Origin of the sequence: Arthrobacter sp. K5 (assembly GCF_040448525.1) — a bacterium.
In the GTDB taxonomy this organism is placed as follows: Bacteria; Actinomycetota; Actinomycetes; order Actinomycetales; family Micrococcaceae; genus Arthrobacter; species Arthrobacter globiformis.
Genome location: NZ_CP159279.1, coordinates 4,394,852 through 4,413,017 on the forward strand (window position 1 = coordinate 4,394,852; position 18,166 = coordinate 4,413,017).

General features: G+C 67.6%; 18 protein-coding genes. 7 read left to right on the plus strand and 11 right to left on the minus strand.

Annotated elements, in window-relative coordinates; all coding sequences use genetic code 11:
* Positions 1-128: 128 nt before the first annotated feature.
* Complete coding sequence (locus tag ABRP34_RS20030; RefSeq protein WP_353711520.1) at positions 129-1,823, minus strand: thiamine pyrophosphate-binding protein; 1,695 nt, start codon at positions 1,821-1,823, stop codon at positions 129-131.
* A gap of 120 nt (positions 1,824-1,943) precedes the next feature.
* Positions 1,944-2,447 carry an Lrp/AsnC family transcriptional regulator gene (locus ABRP34_RS20035; protein ID WP_353711521.1) on the minus strand — a complete coding sequence of 168 codons (504 nt, stop codon included), beginning with the start codon at positions 2,445-2,447 and terminating at the stop codon, positions 1,944-1,946.
* 93 nt (positions 2,448-2,540) lie between these two features.
* Here ABRP34_RS20035 and hisC point away from each other — a divergent pair, with 93 nt between their 5' ends.
* Both hisC and ABRP34_RS20045 read left to right on the plus strand, forming a co-directional pair.
* On the plus strand, positions 2,541-3,650 hold the full coding sequence (gene hisC, locus ABRP34_RS20040) for a histidinol-phosphate transaminase (protein ID WP_353711522.1): 1,110 nt from the start codon (positions 2,541-2,543) through the stop codon (positions 3,648-3,650).
* 69 nt (positions 3,651-3,719) lie between these two features.
* Complete coding sequence (locus tag ABRP34_RS20045; protein ID WP_353711523.1) at positions 3,720-5,132, plus strand: amino acid permease; 1,413 nt, start codon at positions 3,720-3,722, stop codon at positions 5,130-5,132.
* A 112-nt stretch (positions 5,133-5,244) separates the two neighbouring features.
* On the opposite strand, the gene ABRP34_RS20050 is transcribed toward ABRP34_RS20045, so the two are convergent.
* Both ABRP34_RS20050 and ABRP34_RS20055 read right to left on the minus strand, forming a co-directional pair.
* Entirely contained in the window at positions 5,245-6,276 is a 1,032-nt protein-coding gene (locus ABRP34_RS20050) for a multicopper oxidase domain-containing protein (protein WP_353713422.1), read from the minus strand.
* Entirely contained in the window at positions 6,276-6,932 is a 657-nt protein-coding gene (locus tag ABRP34_RS20055) for a multicopper oxidase domain-containing protein (RefSeq protein ID WP_353711524.1), read from the minus strand. Before ABRP34_RS20055 ends, ABRP34_RS20050 begins: the two co-directional genes overlap by 1 nt.
* Before the next feature lie 321 nt (positions 6,933-7,253).
* On the opposite strand from ABRP34_RS20055, the gene ABRP34_RS20060 reads away from it, so the two are divergent.
* A complete protein-coding gene (locus ABRP34_RS20060) occupies positions 7,254-7,703 on the plus strand; it encodes a nuclear transport factor 2 family protein (protein WP_353711525.1) in 450 nt (149 codons plus the stop codon).
* An 84-nt stretch (positions 7,704-7,787) separates the two neighbouring features.
* Here the strand turns inward: ABRP34_RS20060 and ABRP34_RS20065 are convergent, their stop codons facing one another.
* Both ABRP34_RS20065 and ABRP34_RS20070 read right to left on the minus strand, forming a co-directional pair.
* Entirely contained in the window at positions 7,788-8,195 is a 408-nt protein-coding gene (locus ABRP34_RS20065; protein ID WP_353711526.1) for a cupin domain-containing protein, read from the minus strand.
* Complete coding sequence (locus tag ABRP34_RS20070) at positions 8,192-9,064, minus strand: helix-turn-helix transcriptional regulator (protein ID WP_353711527.1); 873 nt, start codon at positions 9,062-9,064, stop codon at positions 8,192-8,194. The genes ABRP34_RS20065 and ABRP34_RS20070 overlap by 4 nt, the downstream gene beginning before the upstream one ends.
* A gap of 127 nt (positions 9,065-9,191) precedes the next feature.
* On the opposite strand from ABRP34_RS20070, the gene ABRP34_RS20075 reads away from it, so the two are divergent.
* A complete protein-coding gene (locus tag ABRP34_RS20075; RefSeq protein WP_353711528.1) occupies positions 9,192-9,536 on the plus strand; it encodes a carboxymuconolactone decarboxylase family protein in 345 nt (114 codons plus the stop codon).
* Here the strand turns inward: ABRP34_RS20075 and ABRP34_RS20080 are convergent.
* The 4 genes from ABRP34_RS20080 to ABRP34_RS20095 all read right to left on the minus strand — a co-directional run bounded on the left by ABRP34_RS20080 (position 9,508) and on the right by ABRP34_RS20095 (position 13,702).
* Entirely contained in the window at positions 9,508-11,376 is a 1,869-nt protein-coding gene (locus tag ABRP34_RS20080; protein ID WP_353711529.1) for a glycoside hydrolase family 15 protein, read from the minus strand. The two genes, ABRP34_RS20075 and ABRP34_RS20080, sit on opposite strands and share 29 nt — an antisense overlap.
* 45 nt (positions 11,377-11,421) lie before the next feature.
* Positions 11,422-11,898: a hypothetical protein gene (locus ABRP34_RS20085; RefSeq protein WP_353711530.1), complete on the minus strand. Its 477-nt coding sequence runs from the start codon at positions 11,896-11,898 to the stop codon at positions 11,422-11,424.
* Between the two features lie 137 nt (positions 11,899-12,035).
* Positions 12,036-13,313: an NAD(P)/FAD-dependent oxidoreductase gene (locus tag ABRP34_RS20090; RefSeq protein WP_353711531.1), complete on the minus strand. Its 1,278-nt coding sequence runs from the start codon at positions 13,311-13,313 to the stop codon at positions 12,036-12,038.
* A 2-nt stretch (positions 13,314-13,315) separates the two neighbouring features.
* Complete coding sequence (locus tag ABRP34_RS20095; protein ID WP_003806114.1) at positions 13,316-13,702, minus strand: TfoX/Sxy family protein; 387 nt, start codon at positions 13,700-13,702, stop codon at positions 13,316-13,318.
* Between the two features lie 431 nt (positions 13,703-14,133).
* On the opposite strand from ABRP34_RS20095, the gene ABRP34_RS20100 reads away from it, so the two are divergent.
* Complete coding sequence (locus tag ABRP34_RS20100) at positions 14,134-14,337, plus strand: cold-shock protein (protein WP_003806113.1); 204 nt, start codon at positions 14,134-14,136, stop codon at positions 14,335-14,337.
* Between the two features lie 160 nt (positions 14,338-14,497).
* On the opposite strand, the gene ABRP34_RS20105 is transcribed toward ABRP34_RS20100, so the two are convergent.
* On the minus strand, positions 14,498-16,351 hold the full coding sequence (locus ABRP34_RS20105; protein ID WP_353711532.1) for a tetratricopeptide repeat protein: 1,854 nt from the start codon (positions 16,349-16,351) through the stop codon (positions 14,498-14,500).
* A gap of 110 nt (positions 16,352-16,461) precedes the next feature.
* On the opposite strand from ABRP34_RS20105, the gene ABRP34_RS20110 reads away from it, so the two are divergent.
* On the plus strand, positions 16,462-16,626 hold the full coding sequence (locus ABRP34_RS20110; RefSeq protein WP_003806109.1) for a hypothetical protein: 165 nt from the start codon (positions 16,462-16,464) through the stop codon (positions 16,624-16,626).
* A gap of 174 nt (positions 16,627-16,800) precedes the next feature.
* The gene (nhaA, locus tag ABRP34_RS20115; protein WP_353711533.1) at positions 16,801-18,150 is read left to right on the plus strand and encodes a Na+/H+ antiporter NhaA; all 1,350 of its coding nucleotides are present in this window, start codon (positions 16,801-16,803) and stop codon (positions 18,148-18,150) included.
* Positions 18,151-18,166 lie beyond the last annotated feature (16 nt).

The following is an 18,166-nucleotide window of genomic DNA, read 5'->3' on the forward strand; positions in this document are numbered from 1 at the left end:
GACCGACTTCCACGGCTCAGCGCCGCACAGGGCCGGGCGGATCCTCCGGCGGCCGCCTGCTCAAACCGACGCTACGCCTGCACGCCGATCGATACCAGAGCCGGTCGATGCCAGTGGCGGTCCGGACCTCAGCTGGCGACAGTCGCCTTCGCAGCAGTTTCCTTTGCCTTCATCCATTCGGTCATCCACGGTGCCCGGACGCTGGAGGTGATGCGGCAGTCGGCCACGAAAGTGCCCTTGGCGCCGGCGTCGATCCAGTCCTGGAGCGCGGAGAGGTCCTCCAGGGTGCGGATGATTGCGGATTCGGCACCGATCGCGCGGGCTATCCCGCTGAAGTCCACCTCGGGAATCAGCATGGGCTTTTCGGTCAGGCCCTGCGAGCCGTACTGATGGATCTCGGCCCCGTAGGCGGCGTCGTTATAGATCACGACGACGGCGCTGCTCGCCGCGCCCACGAGCGACTCCAGGTCGGACAGGCCCATCAGGAATCCGCCGTCGCCCGCGGTCAGTACCAGGGTGTTGCCGTCGTCCACCGCCCGGGCGGCCCCCACGCCGCTGGCCAGTCCAAGCCCGATCGTCTGGTAGGCGGTACCCACCATGACCAGGTCCTGAGGGCGTGGGATGCGCCAGTACATGGGTGCCCAGCCCATGAAGTGCCCGCCGTCCTGGACCACGGTGCGGCGTTCCGGCAGCACGGCATCCAGCGCGCTGGCAAGCGCCCGGGGGTCAAGGCGGCCGTCGGGGGTCTCCGCGCTGCCGGGGTGGTGGCAGGGTCCTTCGGCCAGACGCTTGAGGGCTTCCGCGCGCCATGCCTTCGGTGCGGCGGCCTTCGATGCGGCGGCCTCGGACGGAGCGGCAGGATCCAGCAGCCGGAGGAGCCCGCCTGCTGCGGCCTTCACGTCCGCACCGACGAACAGGTCCACCCGCGGGTGCGTCGGCTCCATGGCTGTATCGATCTGGATCACGGTGGCGTCCGGGCTGATCAGGTGGCCGAAGCGCATGGTGAAGGGAGTCAGGCTCGCGCCCGCCACGAGCACCACGTCCGCCTCGCCCATGAGCCCGGCTGCGGTATCCGTGCCGAAGCCGCCCGCGACGCCGAGGTAGCCCTCGCCCTGCAGCAGGTTCAGCGCCAGTGCCGTCCCCGCCGTGAGCGCGCCGAGGCGGTCGGCGAGCTCCCGGAGTTCGGGGCCGGCTCCGGCCAGGTGCGCACCGCGGCCGGCAAGGATGAGCGGCCGCTTCGCGCCGGTGAGGAGTTCGGCTGCCCGCCCGAGTCCGCCGTCGACGTCGTCCGTAACGGCAGCCGCCGCCGGCGGCACGGGAAGCTCCTCCTCCGCCGCCTCAACAGCCGCCAGGTCGTACGGAATGGCGATCACGACGGCGGTCCGCCGGGCAAGTGCGTACTCCACCGCTTCCTGCGTGATGGAGCCCGCGGCGTCACGGGTGACCGTGAAGGTCGCCGCCCCCAGCCCGGCGGCGATCGCCGTCTGGTCCACGTCCCACGGACGTGCGCCGCTGCTCGGGGCGTCCCCGGTGACGAGCACGACGGGGATCTGCGCCTGGACCGCTTCCGCGAGGGCCGTCAGGGCGTTGGTGTAACCGGGGCCGTAGGTGGTGGTCCCCGCCGCGAGCCGCCCGGATGTCCGGTAGTAGGCGTCCGCGGCCGCGATGGCGGCACCTTCATGGCGCACGGCCGTGAAGCGGAGGCCCTCCTTCTCGGCGGCGTCCAGGAAGTGGACGTTTCCGTTGCCCATCACACCGAACACATCGCTGACATAGCTGCTGAGAACCTGCGCCACGCGTCCGGACACTGTAAGTGAAGTCATGCAGGAATCGTCGGATGTAGCTCATCGGTAGGCAAGAGCCCGGGTTTTTGCTGGGATTTTTGTCAGCTAGGTCGCGCGTTGAGTGAAAATATGACCAGTGTGGCGGTCATCACTGCAGCCTTAGCCGGGCAGGCGGTTCTCCTGCTGTGACAGACGGTCCAGCAGTCCGTCGTAGCGGGGCGGCATGAGCTCCACTACAGAGATGGCCGTGCTGGTCCGCTGGATTCCGTCGATTTCCAGGATCTCGTTGGTGATGCGGTAGAGATCGGCCGTGTCCCGGGCCACCACTTTGGCCATGAGGTCCGCGTCTCCGGTGGTGGCGTGGACCTCGATGACCTCCGGGATCGCAGCGAGCCCGCTCTCGATCGATTTCGCGCGGGCCTGGCTGATGGCCAGGGAGAGGAAAGCCAGCAAGCCGTAGCCGAGCGCCGCCGGGTTCAGTCTCCGGCTGAAGGACCGCAGGGCGCCGCCGCTCTCAAGCTTCGTCAGGCGTGCGTGCACGGTGTTCCGTGCGACGCCGAGCGTCCGGGAAAGAGCCAGGGCGCTGGCTTCCGGGTCCTTGTCGAGGGCGAGGATGATCCTGGCGTCCAGGGAATCGAAGGTGCGGGGATTCGGGATGGTCATATTTTCACCACAGACGATAGAAGTTGAGCAGAAATCCCAAGGGGTTAAGCGTATCTTGCAATGTGGCCCGGGTCACTTCCATGATCAAGCCTCATGACCAGTGATCAAATTCTGATGGCAACGGAAACCGCGCACCCCACCCTGCGTGCAGCAGTCTCCGGCCTGCCGTCCTATGTCCCGGGCCGGCGCAGCGCCGGCGCGGACATCGCAGCACTCGCCAGCAACGAAAGCCACTACGAACCCCTGCCCGCGGCCGCAGCCGCAGTGGCCGAAGCGGCCGGCAGGATGAACCGCTACCCGGACATGGCCGCCGTCGAACTCCGCGAACGGATCGCCGGCCACCTTGCTGTCACCGCCGCCGAGATCGCGGTGGGACCCGGCAGCGTCGGTGTTCTCCAGCAAATCATCACCGGGCTGTGCGACGCCGGAGATGAAGTGATCTTCGCGTGGCGCTCGTTCGAGGCCTACCCCATCCTGGTGGAGTTGGCAGGTGCCCGGCCCGTCCGCGTTCCGCTGGACGACGCCGAGGGCCACGACCTCGACGCCATGGCCGCAGCCGTCACCGAACGGACCAAGGCGATCCTGCTCTGCACTCCCAACAACCCGACGGGTGTCCCGATCAGCCATGACCGCATCGACGCGTTCCTCCGCTCCGTCCGCTCCGACATCCTCGTGGTGATCGACGAGGCCTACGTGGAATACGCCGAGGCGGGCAGCGGGCCCGACTCCCTGGCGCTCTACCGTGAATACCCGAACGTGTGCATCCTCCGCACCTTCTCGAAGGCCTACGGACTCGCCGGCCTGCGCGTGGGATACGCAGTGGCCGCGCCGGACATCGCGGAGGGACTGCGCCGGACCGCCATCCCGTTTGCGGTGACGGCCCTGGCCCAGAAGGCTGCCGTCGCTTCGCTGGACGCGGCCGGCGAGATGCAGGCGAGGGTCGCCGTCGTCCAGAAAGAGCGCTCGCGGTTGGCCGCACGGCTGGCGGCCCAGGGCTGGACGCTGCAGCCAAGCCAGGGCAACTTCCTGTGGATCCGGACAGACGACGACCTCACGGCTAGGCTCGTGGCCGCCTTCGACCAGGCGGACATCCTAGTCCGCGCCTACCAGGGCGACGGCATCCGGATCACCGTTGCCGATCCCGCTTCCAACGACCGCGTGTTCCACGTTATGGAAGCCGTCCTGGCAGCCCACGCTGCCTGAAAAACCCCACCCGTTCCACCTTTTCCCGTTCGATCTTTTCCCGTTCGACAGACAACCAGAGGACTCCCCATGGAACAACAGACAATGACGTCTGGCCGCGCACTGGGCGCGGCACTCAAACCCCGCCAGCTCACCATGATGGGGCTCGGAAGCGCCATCGGCGCGGGCCTCTTCATCGGCTCCGGTGCCGGCATCCAGGCCGCCGGGCCGGCCGTGCTGATCTCCTACCTCGTGGCCGGCACGCTCATCATCCTGGTGATGTGGGCCCTCGGCGAGATGGCCGCCGCCAACCCGGACAGCGGTGCCTTCTCCGTCTACACCGCCAAGGCCTACGGGCCGGTGGCCGGTGCCACGGTGGGCTGGCTCTGGTGGCTGCAGCTCGTGGTGGTCATCGCCGCCGAAGCGCTCGGTGCGGCAGGCCTGCTGTCCACCATCTTCCCGGCCCTGCCGGTGTGGCTGACGGCCTTCGTGTTCATCGTGGTGCTCACCGCCGTGAACCTCACCAGCGTGAAGAACTTCGGCGAGTTCGAGTTCTGGTTCGCCCTGCTCAAGGTGGCAGCCATCGTCGGGTTCCTCCTGGTGGGCGCCGCCCTGCTCTTCGGCTGGCTGCCGGGCGTGCAGTCGCCGGGCCTGGCCAACTTCACCGGAGGCGATGTCGCTCCGCACGGCTTCGCCGGGATTGCCACGGCACTTTTCGTGGTGGCATTTGCGTTCGGCGGCACCGAGATCGTGTCCGTGGCGGCAGCCGAGACCGCGGAGCCGGCCCGCAGCGTGAAGAAGGCAGTCCGCACAGTGCTGTGGCGCATCCTGGTGTTCTACATCGGCGCAATCTTCGTCATCGCTGCCGTGGTTCCCGTGGGTTCGGCGGGGCTGAAGAGCCCGTTCGCTGCCGTGCTGGAGGCCGCGGGCATGCCCGGTGCTGCGACTGCCATCACCCTGGTAGCCGTAGCGGCACTGCTCTCCGCCCTCAACGCCAACCTCTACGGCGCCTCCCGGATGGCGTACTCCCTGGCTGAGCGGGGTGAGGCTCCCCATTTGTTGGCTTCCGTCTCCAAGGCCCAGGTCCCGGTCGTCGCAGTCCTGGCCAGCGTCGCCTTCGGTGTTGTCACGGTTGTGCTGGAGCTGGCCTTCCCCGAGATGGTCCTGCCCGTCCTGCTCAACATTGTTGGCTCGACCTGCCTGCTGGTCTGGACGTCGGCGCTCCTCGCTCAACTTGCACTGCGTCTCCGCGCGGACCGTGATGGAACCACCCTGCCGCTGCGGATGCCCGGCTTCCCGTGGCTCACGGGCCTGGGCCTGCTCATTCTCGCGGCCATCTTCACTGTCGGCTTCATCGGCGAGGATTCCCGTCCCCAGCTCCTGAGCACCTTCGGCCTCGTGGCGCTCCTGGCGGTAGCGAACTGGCTGCACCACCGTTCCGCCAAGACTCCGGAGCGCGTCGAGTCCCCGGAGCGTGTGGAACCGCCGGTGCTCGTCGACTGAACCCGCGCGCTACTGAACCCCGCCCCGAGTTTTTGCCCAGATAGTGCGCGTTTGGCGCGATTCGTGCCGCGATATCTGCCCAAAAACTCGGGGCCTCGGTCATGGACCCATCTCACGTCCCTGCCGGGAACAGCGGCCGGTACACCGGTGGGAAGGCGGTCGCGGGCAGGGTGTCGTGCTTGGGCGGGTCGGCGGTGATGGGGTTGTTGGTCCGCAGGTCAGCCACAGCGTACTGAACCATCATGTCGTGGTCCTCGTGCACCAGGTTGTGGCAGTGGATCATGTACCGCCCGCCCTCCTGCGGGGTGGCGTCGAACTGCATCAGCGTGGTGATGGACTCGTTCTCGCCGGCGTAGAACACGTCCTTCGGGCCGAGCTCCCAGGCGAAGGGTTTGCCGCCGTTGGTGTTGCGGGCGATGATTTTGGCGTCAACCAGGTGGATGTGCACCGGGTGGAACCATCCTCCGGACTGGTTCGTGATGGTCCACTGCTCGACGGCGAAAGGCTGCGGGTTGCCGAACAGCTTGGTGAACCCGGACCTTTCAATGTCGTCCCAAATAACCCCGTTGATGGTCCAGAGGCCGTTCTGGCGCTCGAACCTGAGCTGCCTCTTAACCGTGGCCATCTGCGGGGTCAGGCTCATCGTGTCGATGCCGCCCTGGGCCGCCCTGGGCGACCCTCCGTTGTCTAGCCTTGACGGGATAGAGGAGATGGACCCCGTCCCGGAGCCGGAATCGGCGACCACCTGGAATCGCATGATCTTGTTGGTGTTGGGAAAGTCGATGTTGTTCTTGTTGCTGAGGTTGCGCAGGTCGAGGGTCTGCCCGGGCTTGTACTTGCGGAAGTCGATAAGGATTTCGGTGCGCTCCGCAGTGCCCAGTCGCCAGGAGGACACTGCCTGGACCAGCGGCGTAATGCCAGCATCGGTGCCCACGATGTAGACGGGTTCACCGTTGGAGAGCGTGGGCCGGTAGGAGCGTGCGATCGACGCGTCGAGCACGCGGAAACGGTAAATGCGTGGCTTAACCTTCATGGTGGGCCAGGGCACCCCGTTGACCAGGATGATGTCGCCCCACAGCCCTTTTTCGCCGTTGTCGTTGTAGGCGAGCGAGCCGTCCGCTTGGAACAGTACGTCGGAAAGCATCAACGGCACGTCGAACTCCCCTTGCGGCAGCTGCGCCCGCTCAAAACGGTCCGACAACGGGTAGAACCCTGCCAGTCCCGAATAAACATTCTGGGCGGTGATGTGGTGCTTGTGGTCGTGGTACCAAAGTGTCCGCGCCGTCTGCCTGTTGGGATAGCGGTAATTCTTGAAAAGCCGGTAACGGTGATGTCGTTGGCGTACCCGTCGTATTGGGGCAGGGACGCCGAGCCGTGCAGGTGCGTGGAGGTGCTGAAGGCCCCCGGCTGGACCAGGCCGGCCGCCGGGAAGGCGTTGCGGATCCGGACCTCGATCCTGGTGCCCTGCTTGGCCCGGATGGTGGGACCCGGGAAGATTCCGTTGTACCCGGCCAGGATGGTGGACAGGCCAGGCAAGATGCGGGCCTGTCCAAGTTTCTGGGTGAGGGCGTAGCGCTCGAACGGCCGCCGCGGGTCGCCGCCATCGAACCCCCGCTGAAACGGAACGAGCTCCGGGGGACGCCGGAAGACACCCCTGAACGGGACTGGCGTGTTCTGGGGTGCAAGCTGACTGCGGCTTATAGGTTCTGTGGTCGCCGCCGGCTCAGCGCCGCCGGCCAACACTCCGGTCAGGGCAGCGCCCACCGCACCCAGTTTCAGTACTTCCCTGCGAGACGTCATTGTCTCCTCCAGACATTGGGATCCTATGTATTCACATACAGCGGACCCGCGGCCGACAGCCGCGAGTCCGTTATCCCCCTCGGAGCCGCAAAGACCTGGGATACAACGACGCCAGTGTCAGCCGCACGCGTTGGGAAAACCTTGCCGGCCTGGCCTGCGATTCAACCCAAATGGGGCGTTGACCGTCTGGCGCGACTGGATCAAGATCAGGATCCTGGCCGGGTCTTCCTGCACCGTTGACGCCGTACTTGGGAACTGCCACTCTGACGGCAAAGCCCCTATGGGCGCGACGCGACGCCTTGATCGGCGAAGGAGACGGACATGAGCGAACTCGACGATTTCCTGACCACCATGCTGGACCGACAGATAGCAGCGGAAACGGCGATCCACAACGGCGATGTGGAGCCGAGAATGGCTCTGTGGTCACGCTCCGATCCTGTCACCCTATTGGGCGCGATGGGCATGTCCAACGTGGGATGGGACGCCGTCAGCCAGACGTTCCGCTGGGTGGCGTCACGGTTCTCGAATTGCACCGCCTACAGTTTCGAGCTGCTCGCCGCCGGAGCCAGCGGGGACCTTGCATACACCGTCGGGTTCGAGCGCGCTGCCCTAAGGGTCGACGGCGGTCCGCCCCAGTCCACGAAGCTCCGCGTCACCCACGTCTACCGCCGCGAAAGCGGAGAGTGGAAAATCGTCCACCGGCACGGCGACTATGTTCCGCTTGACGCGACCGCTGCGGCTGAGGGAAATGCAGCCGGAGCGGAGACCTGACGGAAGCCGGGGCGCCATCCGCTGCTCACAGATGTAACGGCCCGCCGCGGCGCCGGCTGAGGGAAGCGATCCCGGACTGGGGGATCAGGGCTGGGTGCCGTTGTACTCGTCGTCGGTGATGTGCTCCAGCCAGATGGTGGTTGTGGCGGGGTCGTCACCGTTCTCCAGCATGGCGATGTGCTCCATGAAGCAGCCGGGCGCGGCAGCGTGCCAGTGCTCTTCGCCGGGCGGGGTGTACAGGGTCTGGCCGGGGTGGACCTCGATGATGGTGCCGTCGCGGCCACCGAACCGGGCGACGCCCTGGGTGACGCGGAGGTACTGTCCGCGGGCGTGGGAGTGCCAGGCGGTGCGGGCACCGGGGGCGAACCGCACGGTCGCGACCACCATGCGCTGGTCGCCTTCGTGGGGAAGCGCGATGGGGTCCAGCCACACATCGCCGGCGAACTGCTCGGGCGGATTCTTGCCGGTGGGGTTGGTGGGTTCGATGTTCATGCGTTCTCCTTGCTGGTTATGGAAGTCGATTCTGTCGCCGCCCAGCTGGCGAGCAGCCGAAGGCCGTCCTCCGACGGGGTGCCGGGGTCGGCGCTGTAGGCGGTGAGCGTGAGCCCGGGCGCGTTCGGGAGCATCAGGGCGTCGAACGCCAGGTGCAGGTCTCCGACGGCCGGGTGGCGGAAATCCTTGTAGCCTCCCCGGTGGAGGCGCACATCGTGCCGTGCCCACCGCATGCGGAAGTCCTCCGAACAGGTGGACAGCTCCCAGATCAGCTCGGTAAGGGACTTGTTGAACGGGTCACGGCCCGCCTCGGTGTGGAGGATCGCGACCGAGGTGTCGGCCGCCTTCTCCCAGTCGGGGTACAGGCCGTGCGAGCGGTGGTCGAGGAAGGCGAAACGTGCGAGGTTCACGGTTCCGGTGTTCTGTCCGTACGCCTCGGAGTACAGGGCACGCCCAAGGCCGTTGATCGCCAGGACGTCCAGCCGGCCGTTGCGGACGAACGCGGGCACGCCGACCATGGAGTCCAACAGCCTCTGAATGCTGGGAGTCACACCCTCGCTGGGCTTGCGCCGCGGCCGCGCCGAAGGTGACGCCGCGCGGGCCAGGTTGTAGAGGTGCTCCCGTTCGGCCTCGTTCAGCTGGAGCGCCCTGGCGAGCGACTCGAGCACGCTTTCCGAGACCCCGGCAAGTGAGCCGCATTCGAGCTTGGTGTAGTACTCGACCGAGACTCCGGCCAGCAGCGCGACCTCTTCGCGGCGCAGCCCTGGGACGCGCCGGGTGCCACCGAACGAGGGCAGGCCTGTCTGCTCCGGGCTGAGCTTCGCCCGCCGGGTGCCGAGGAACTCACGGATCTCGCTGCGGTTGTCCATGCCGACCACGCTACTTTCACATCCCCTGCGCAGGGAGTCTCTGTCAGTACCCGTATCGGCAGAATCTCCCGCACGGGCGGGCCGAGGGCGTTGACTTGTGCCATTCGACCCACTGAAAGGAACACCCATGACTGACGAGACAGCGGGCTGGACGGGCGGCCAGCGCGCCTTCGGCGATTTCGCTCCTGGCCTGGTGCACTACACCGACCGCGTCCTCTTCGACGAGGTCTGGGAGCGCCCGGAGCTTTCCAAACGCGACCGCAGCCTCATCACGGTCGCGGCGCTGGTCGCCGGCGGGAACGCCGAGCAGCTGAACTTTCACCTCGACTTCGCCAGGAAGAACGGCCTTACCGAAGGGGAACTGACCGAGGCCATCACGCACCTCGCCTTCTACGCCGGCTGGCCCAAGGCCATGTCGGCCATGACCGTCGCGAAGAACGTCTTCACCGCCTGTTCGGGGCAGGAGGGCTGAACCGGGATTGGTTTCCCCAGGGCTCACCCGGCGGGGTTTCGACGGGCTCAACCTGCGATGCGTCGCGGAGGGCCAGCGCTGCCTGGACCAGCGCGGCATGCGTCATCGCCTGCGGGTAGTTTCCAAGCAGCGCGCCGGTGGCGGGATCGATTTCCTCGCTGAACAGGCCCAGCGGGCCGGCGACTCCAAGAAGCGCCTCAAACATCTCCGCCGCCTCCGCTGCCCGTCCCGTGAGGGCGAGGGCCTGCGCCAGCCAGAAGGAGCACGGCAGGAACGCACCCTCGTCCCCGGGCAGCCCGTCCTGTCCCGGCGGGTAGCGGTACAGGAACGGGTAGCCTGCCGAGAGCTCCGCCCGCACGGCATCGACCGTGCCCCGCAGCCGTGCAGAGCCCGGCGACTCGAAGCCGGTCACGGGCAGGATCAGCAGCGCCGAGTCGAGGTCGGCGGATCCATACGAGCGGGTGTACGTGTTCCGAGCAGTATCGAAGCCCCGCATCCGGATGTCGGCGGCCACAGCGCTCCTCGCCGCTTCCCACCGGCGCCGCCGCCGGGCACTGATGTGATGGCTCCCGGCGATGCGCAGGGCCCGGTCCAGGGCAAGCCAGCCCATGATCTTCGAATGCACGTGGTGCGCGGCGTCCGCGCGGATCTCCCAGATGCCGGCGTCCGGTTCCGGCCAGCGCCGCGCCACGAGGTCCGTGAACCCGCGCATCGCCCGCCATGTTTCCGAATTGAGCCGATGCCCCTGCCGGACGAGGTTCCATGCGGCGTCCAGGACCCAGCCGTAGCCGTCGAGCTGATGCTGGTGCGAGGCCCCGTTGCCCATCCGCACCGGAGCGCTGTCCCCGTAGCCCGGCCAGTTCTCCAAAGTGCGCTCGCGCGGGACATGCCCTCCGGTCAGGGTCAGCAGGGCCGGCAGCCGGGGCCGCTGCAGCCTGCTCGCATGCAGCAGCCAGTTCAGGAAGTTCAGTGCCTCGCCGTCCTTGCCCAGGCCAAGGAAGGCGGCGATGCCGATGCTGGCATCCCGCGGCCAGGCGTACCTGTAGTCCCAGTTCCGGATGCCGCCCGGATCCTCGGGCAGGGACGTCGTCGGCGCAGCCACCGGTGCGCCCGACGGCGAATAGGTCAGCAGCTTCAGCGTCAGCAGGCTCCGCAGCACAGGCTCCCGGAACGGGACGTCCCCGCTGATGCCCGATGTCCACTCGCGCCAGCGGGCCTCGTCGGCCTCCACCAGGTCCCAGGCGGTCTCGGGATCGACCCAGACCAGCGGTTCCGTGTACGCCAGGGCGAGCACCATCACAACGGGACGGCCGGGCTCGACGGTGATAACCGTCGTCGTACCCGGCTCCACGCGCACCCCGCCGCTGCAGCCGAGCGACATGGCCAGGGCACCCCATTCGCACACCAGGTGCTGTCCCTGCCGGACCCGGGGACGGAGGTGGCGCTCGCCGAAGCGGGGGTTAAGTTCGACGGCGGCCTGAACCGGGACGCCGTCGGCCTCCAGCCGCCGGATCAGGAGAGTCGTGGGCAGCAGGCGGCCCGACACCTCCGCCACCATTGCTTCGGTGAGGGTCAGGGTGCCGCCGTTCGTGGCCCAGACCGTCTCGAGCGTGGCGGTGTGCCGACGGTAGCGACGGATGAGGCGCTCGGCGGGCAGGGCGGGGCCGGCGCGGAAGGTGCCCGCTTCCGGGCCTCCGAGCAGGGCACCGAAGACGGGATCGCCGTCGAAGGTGGGAGCGCAGAGCCAGTCGATGCCGCCGTCGGCCGAGACCAGGGCAGCGGTCCGCGTATCTCCCAGCAGCCCGTAGTCGGCAAGGGCGGGGGAGTGCATGGCTTCCATATTCCCGTTCACCTTCTCTCGCGTACGTTCTCCCGGGCGGAAGCGTCAGTTGACCGTGAGCAGCAGCCCAAGCAGCGAGCCGTAGACCAGGTGGGCCGCCACGGCCACCGCCGGCGTCTGGATCCCGTAGTTCAGGCCCAGCAGGCCCGGCGGTTCAAGCGCCGCGCGGCTGGCGGGCCCGGCTCTGGTGCTGGCCATTCGGGGATGGATGCCGGGCAGCAGGGGCAGAATGACGGTGAGTGCAACCGCAACGTGCAGGAGTCCGAGCAGGGCGCCGATCCACCAGGTGGCCCGGCCCAGCAGCGCAAAGACCGCCGCGTAGCCAAGGGCGAAGACCTGCCCCGCGGCCAAGTGGATGAAGAAGCCGGCGATCCGCGCCCTGTCGGGATCCGGCGTGACGAGGCTGCCCAGGACCAGCGGCAGGTCGAGCCGGGTCCAGCCGGCCATCTGGAAGGCGATCATCACCGCGGTCAGGGCTGTGGTGGCAAGCAGCCCGAACAGAGCCCAGCCCTGCCAGTCCATCTCAACCTCCCGTGGCCTTCTAAAGCTAACTTAATTAATTTTAGAACCCGGGGGAGCGGCGGGCAAGGTCCGGCTGGTTTCGACGGGCTCAGCCGGCGGGCTCGGTTTCGACAAGCTCAACCAGCGGCTCCGGTGGTTCACCGCCCGGCGAGGTGCCCCACCACGTACTCGGCATCCATCCCCACCGCCGCCACCGTGGACGAAGCGTGCTTGGTGAGCCACGGGAGCCCGACCGCATAAAGCCCCGGAACCTCCGTGACTCCCCGGGAATGGCGCGGGTAGTTCCACTCGTCGAGCACGGGAATGTCCAGGAAGCCGAAGTCCAGGCCGTAGCCGGTGCTCCAGATGACGGAGGTGATGCCCTCGGCGTCCAGGTCCAGGCGCGCCCCGGAGGAAGGAAGCTGCCAGTCATCCACCGGCACAGGTTCAGCAACAGGCGCCTCGAGGCCCGCCGCGGCGATGTACGCGTCAAACATCACCTTCATCCGCTGCCCGAACGCCGATTCCACCAGCGCCATGCGGGCGGCGAGGTCGTCGCTGAAGGTGATTACGCCGTCGTCCGTTTCCTCAAAGTGGCCGTGCAGGCGGACGCCCCGGCGGCCCAGGTCCCGCAGCCGGATGCTGTGCCCGCCGTCGTTGCCGGAGACCAGCGGATTGCACATGAAGCGTGCGGCGGGCGACGGGAGCTGCGCAGCCTGCAGGCCGTTGATGCCGTAGTCCGGCCCGTGCAGGTTGACCTGCAGCAGCCAGTAGAACGTGTCCTGGCCCCGGTAGCGCCGCGGCGCCTCGGGGCAGGCCGACACGGACAGGTGCACCTCCCGGCCGGCGGCGAGCAGGTCCTCGGTGATCTGGCCGCCCGACTGCCCGGTCCCCACCACCAGCACCGCGCCGCCGGGCAGCTGCGGCGGGTTGCGGTAGTCGTGGCTGTGCAGCTGGGTAATGCGCTGGGGGAGTTTGGCGGCCGACGCCGGAATCCGCGGCCGCTGATAGGCCCCGTTCGCCAACACGACGTTCCGTGCCAGCCAGCGCCCCTGGTTTGTGTCGACGGCGAACCCGCCGTCCGCCGTCGGCCCGCCAGCCCGGGCAACCCGGGTGACCTCGGTCCCCAGCCGCACCGGTGCCGCGATCCGCCGGGCGTAGTCCCGGAACAGCTCGATCACCTGATCCCGGGGCAGGAACGCGTCAGGCTCGGGCCCGTCGTACGTCATGCCAGGCAGCAGGAAAGCGAAGTTCGGCGTGTTCAGGTAGAACGAGTCCCAGCGGTCCTGCCACGCGCCGCCCAGTTCCGGGCGCTGCTCCAGCACCTGGTGTTCGACGCCGGCCCGGCTGAGCCAGTAGCTCGTGGCCAGGCCGGCCTGCCCCGCCCCGATGACCAGGGTGTCGACCTCTCGTGCGGGGGCGGCAGGCGGGGACATGGCTACTTCTTCGCGGCCCTGGGTTTGGGTTCCTTGGCGGCCTTGGGCGGCAGGCTGGCGACGTACGCGAACGCCTTCTCCGTCCAGGCCCGGGCCCGCGCCTCGTCGCCGTCGCCCTCTTCGTTCCACATCTCCGGCAGGCCTGTGTACCCGCCCATGGGACGCTCTGCGGGGCCGAAGGGAACCGTCCGCTCCGAGGACTCGAGCACTTCGCGGTCCTCATCGGAGAGCTTGATGCCGATGGTCGGCCCGAATAGCCCGGCGAACATGTTGCCGTTGACGAACGCCCCCAGGTTCCCGAACATCGGCTTGATGACCACCCCGGGATGGTCGGGAACCACGGCCCGGAAGTGTTCCTTGTCAGCCTCGGACGCTTTGGGCATTTCCATCGGTGCACCTCCGGGTAGCAGGGCTCAGGCAGCATGTCATGGGCGCGGCTCAGTGCCGTCCCATGCCGGGATCATACGCCCGCCCGGCGGCCCCGGCCACCGTCGTGCTGACCAGGCCGGCCGGAGCGCGGGCCAGCCCTCAGATGCTCCTCGCCGCCGCCTGTCTGGGAGCCGTCCTCACTGCCTGCTCAGCCGGGGGCTCCTGCGCTGCGGCGGCTCTGCGCCGGCTCGAATGGTTGTTCCTGCAAGTTTGGCGAGGTGCCGGCTGGATCTCGTGTAGAGTGGAGACCGTTGTTGTGTTTGTATTTGGTAGTTCAGGCAGTACGCGCGGTCGAAAGTCCGCGTTCTTCTGAAGTAGCGGTTTTGAACACCCCACGCCGGAGGACCCGAAAGTCGGGACTTTTCCTCCACCTTCACGAAGGACAAAAATAATGGCTACTGGCACCGTCAAATGGTTTAACGCTGAAAAGGGCTTCGGCTTCATTTCCCCGGACGACTCCTCGCAGGACGTTTTCGCGCACTACTCCGCGATCAACTCCTCCGGCTTCCGCTCCCTCGAAGAGAACCAGAAGGTCTCCTTCGAAACCGAGCAGGGCCCCAAGGGTCCCCAGGCCGTCAACATCCAGGCCATCTAATTTCCTAGATAACCTGGGACCGCAAGGTTTCTGAGCAGGGCCCGTCTCCGGACGGGCCCTGCTTTTTGTTAACCCGGGTGTGCTGATTGAGCCAGCCGCCGCAGATTGGGCCTGTCGAAATCAACGCGAGCCAGGTTTCGACAGGCTCAACCACCGGCTGTTAGAGCTGGCCGCGCGCAGCCAGGAACGCGGTCAGTGCGGGGTTTTCGACTTCCTTCGCCAGCCAGGGGACGGTCTGGGCAGCGGTCTCGTCACCGAGCACGGCGCGGTGGGACTGGGCCCGGACTACGAATTCGCGCATTCCGCTCCGGCTGGCAAGTGCCCCGAGACGCCCGACCACTTCTTCCGCCCGCTCAGACCGTGCCGCGAGAGCCACTTCCGCCGCGACATCCAGCAGCCGGGCCGAATACCAGAGATACCAGGGCTTGGGCTCCATCCCTCTGTCCACCCAGTGCTGCGCCGCGGCGAGGTCGCCGTGCGCCAGGAACAGGCGCGCTTCGGCCCCCGCGGCGAGGGCCATGTAGCAGTGGTCCCCGGCCAGGTCCGCCATCACCCACGAGCGGTCGATCATTTCGGCGGCAGCCTCGAGGTCGCCGGCCGCCAGGTACGTTTCGCCGCGTACTCCGGCCACGAACGGCTCAAACGCTGTCCAGTGTTCGGCGGCAATCCATTCCAGGGCGTGGTCCAGGGTCTCGGCCGCCAGGTCCAGCTCGCCACGCAGCAGCAGGACCCGGCCCAGGAGCGCGCTGCTGAACGCCTGCTGCCGGCGGTTCCGCATCTCCCGGGCCAGCTTCCCGGACGCGGTCAACGCATCCATCGCATCCCCATAGCGTGCGGTGTCCGACGCCAGCATGCCCTGAATCGCCAGGACCCGTGCCTGCTCGTCGGGGAACCCGGCGGCGGCCGCACTGGCCCGGTCCAGCCAGCCGGCCGCCCGGTCCGGTACGCCGCGCTGCACGGACAGGTACCCCAGCTCGCGGTAAGCGGCTGCCGCTGTCGGGGACCCGCCGTCGTACTTTTCCGACGGCGCCACAGCCCTCGGAGCCACGGCCGACGGCGATTCGGCCGTCAGCGCCCGGTGCAGGAAGTCCGCTACTTCCGCGCCGCGGCCGCCCGCCTGGTGGATCATCGCCCCGGCGAGCGTGACCAGCGACTCGGCGAGGAGGTGCCGGTCCGGCGTGCGCTGGGCCAGGACGACGGCGAGCCGCAGCTGATCCAGCCCCCGGTCCACGGCGCCGGCCGAGAGTGAGGCGCCGCCGGCGTCGAGATAGGACCGGACGGTAGCCACCGTGGCGGGAATCCCCGGGTCGGTCTCAGGTGCCGCGCCGGACAGCGCCGTGCGGATTTCGGGTGGCAGCGGGAGGCCCAGTTCGTCGCGGTAAAGGGTGGCGCACTTGCTCACATGCTCGCGCGCATGCCGGTGCTCACCAATCGCCACCAGCGCCCGGACCAGCACCGCGTTGCAATCAGTGTGGAACGGGTCCCGCTGCAGCGCCCGGGAGGCCAGTTCCACAGCCTGCCGCGGATCGCCCGAAGCCATGGCGGACACTGACGACTCGTACAGCACGGACTGCGCGCAGTTCTCCAGCCGGTAGCGCTGATCCGCCAACCAGGAGTCGAAAACCGGGCAATCGACGAAGGACAGCCCCTCGAGCAGCTGGCCGTTCAGGCTGTACGGGTCAGGGCGGGGGACCGGCCCCGGCCCGACGAGTTCCACAGCGTCGCAGCGCCACGGCGGGCGCATCTCAAGCCGGAGCGGATCACCCGCCATCGTCACGCCGTCGAGGGTGCGCCGCAGCTCCGACAGGTTCCAGCGCAGCGCACCGAGCGGATCGGCAGCATCGGGAAAAAGCAGCCCGGCGGTCCTCGACCGTCCAGTGCCCCCAGCCTGCAGGGCGAGGTAGGCCAGCACAGCCCATGCCTTGCGGCCGCGGGGCTGTGGAGGACTTGCGCCAGGGGACTCGATCCGCGGCGGACCGAGGAGCCGGATCCACGTCTCGGCCATACGGCTCATGGTACCGCCGCGGCTATTCGCTGTCTGCGGTGCCTCACACGCTTGTTCACACGCCCGCCGAACACACTGATTTCACCAATCAGCACCAACACTCATCCGAGGGAAACACCATGGAACTGCTCATCATCATCCTGCTCGTTGGACTTTGGGTTGTCGGCGCCACCGTCCGTGCCGTCCTCACCGACGGCCGTGGCCACACCCCCGTTGTGCGTTCCACCGAGGGATGGCACGCTGGGCGTCTGCCCAGCGTTCCCTTCTCCGAGGCGCGGCTTTAGGGAGCAGCGGGTTTCCACAAGCCGAACCCTGGAGAGCCTCGCGCGGAAAACGGTCCGCCCGGGGATCGGACTGGGCCGTTCGTGTCTGGGCGGCCCTAGCCCCTAGACTGGAGGCAGGTGAGCCGGGAAGTCTGGTCGGCACGGTATTTGTCGACCCCACGATCAGGACACCTAATGGAGAACCCACCTTCAACTTCGCCCCGCGGCGGATCCATCGTCTTCGGACACGGCAGCTACGCCGAGGCGCTGCGCATCGGGGCGATACTGCGGAAAGAAACCGTCGGCGGCGCACTGCTGGTCGTCGCAGCCGTCGTCGCACTCTTCTGGGCCAACTCACCCTTGGCCGAGAGCTATTTCGCACTCCGGGACTTCAGGATCGGCTACGAGCCCTGGCACCTGAACCTCAGTCTCGGAGCCTGGGCCGCCGACGGACTGCTGGCAATCTTCTTCTTCCTCGTCGGACTCGAACTTAAACGGGAGTTCGTCGCCGGAGACCTGCGCCAAATCAGCAAATCCATCGTCCCCATCGCCGCCGCCGTTGGCGGTGTCGCTGTGCCCGCGGTCATCTACGCCCTGGTCAACCTCTCGAGCCCGGAGATGTTGCGGGGCTGGGCCATCCCCACCGCCACCGACATCGCCTTCGCCGTTGCCGTCCTGGCGATCATCGGCTCCCACCTGCCCAGCGCGCTGCGGATCTTCCTGCTCACCTTGGCCGTGGTCGATGATCTGATCGCGATCAGCATCATCGCCATCTTCTACTCCAGCGACATCCAGCCGGGGCCGCTGCTGCTGGCCCTGATTCCCCTGGGCCTCTACACTTTCCTCGCCCAGAAATACCGCCGGTTCTTCGGAACCAGGCTGGCGGCAGCCTGGCTCATCCTGCTGCCGCTGGGCATCGCCACCTGGATGCTCGTGCATGCCTCAGGCATCCACGCCACCGTCGCTGGCGTGCTGCTGGGGTTCGCCGTGCCCGTGATCCGCTCCCAGGCCAGCGGCGGTCCGGAAGCCGGTCCCGGCCTCGCGGAGACCTTCGAACACCGCTTCCGCCCCATCTCCGCCGGCATCGCTGTACCGATCTTCGCGTTCTTCTCCGCCGGAGTCGCCGTCGGAGGATGGGAAGGGCTGGTCTCGGCACTTACCGACCCGGTAACCCTGGGCATCATCCTCGCCCTCGTGCTGGGTAAGCCTGCCGGGATCCTCGGCACCACCTGGGTTCTCACGAAGGCCACCAGGGCAAGGCTGGATGACTCCTTCAAATGGATCGACATCTTCGGAGTCTCCGTCCTGGCCGGAATCGGTTTCACCGTCTCGCTGCTGGTGGCTGAACTCAGTTTCGGTCACGGAAGCATCCACGACGACCATGCCAAAGTCGGCATCCTGACCGCGTCTCTTATTGCTGCGCTGCTGGCAGCAGCCGTCCTCAGCACCAGAAACCGCCAATACCGGCTGGCAGAAGCCGCAGAGGAAATCGACTCCGACCAGGATGGCATCCCCGACGTCTACGAACAGGACCAACGCTCCTGAATCAGGTTTCGGTGGG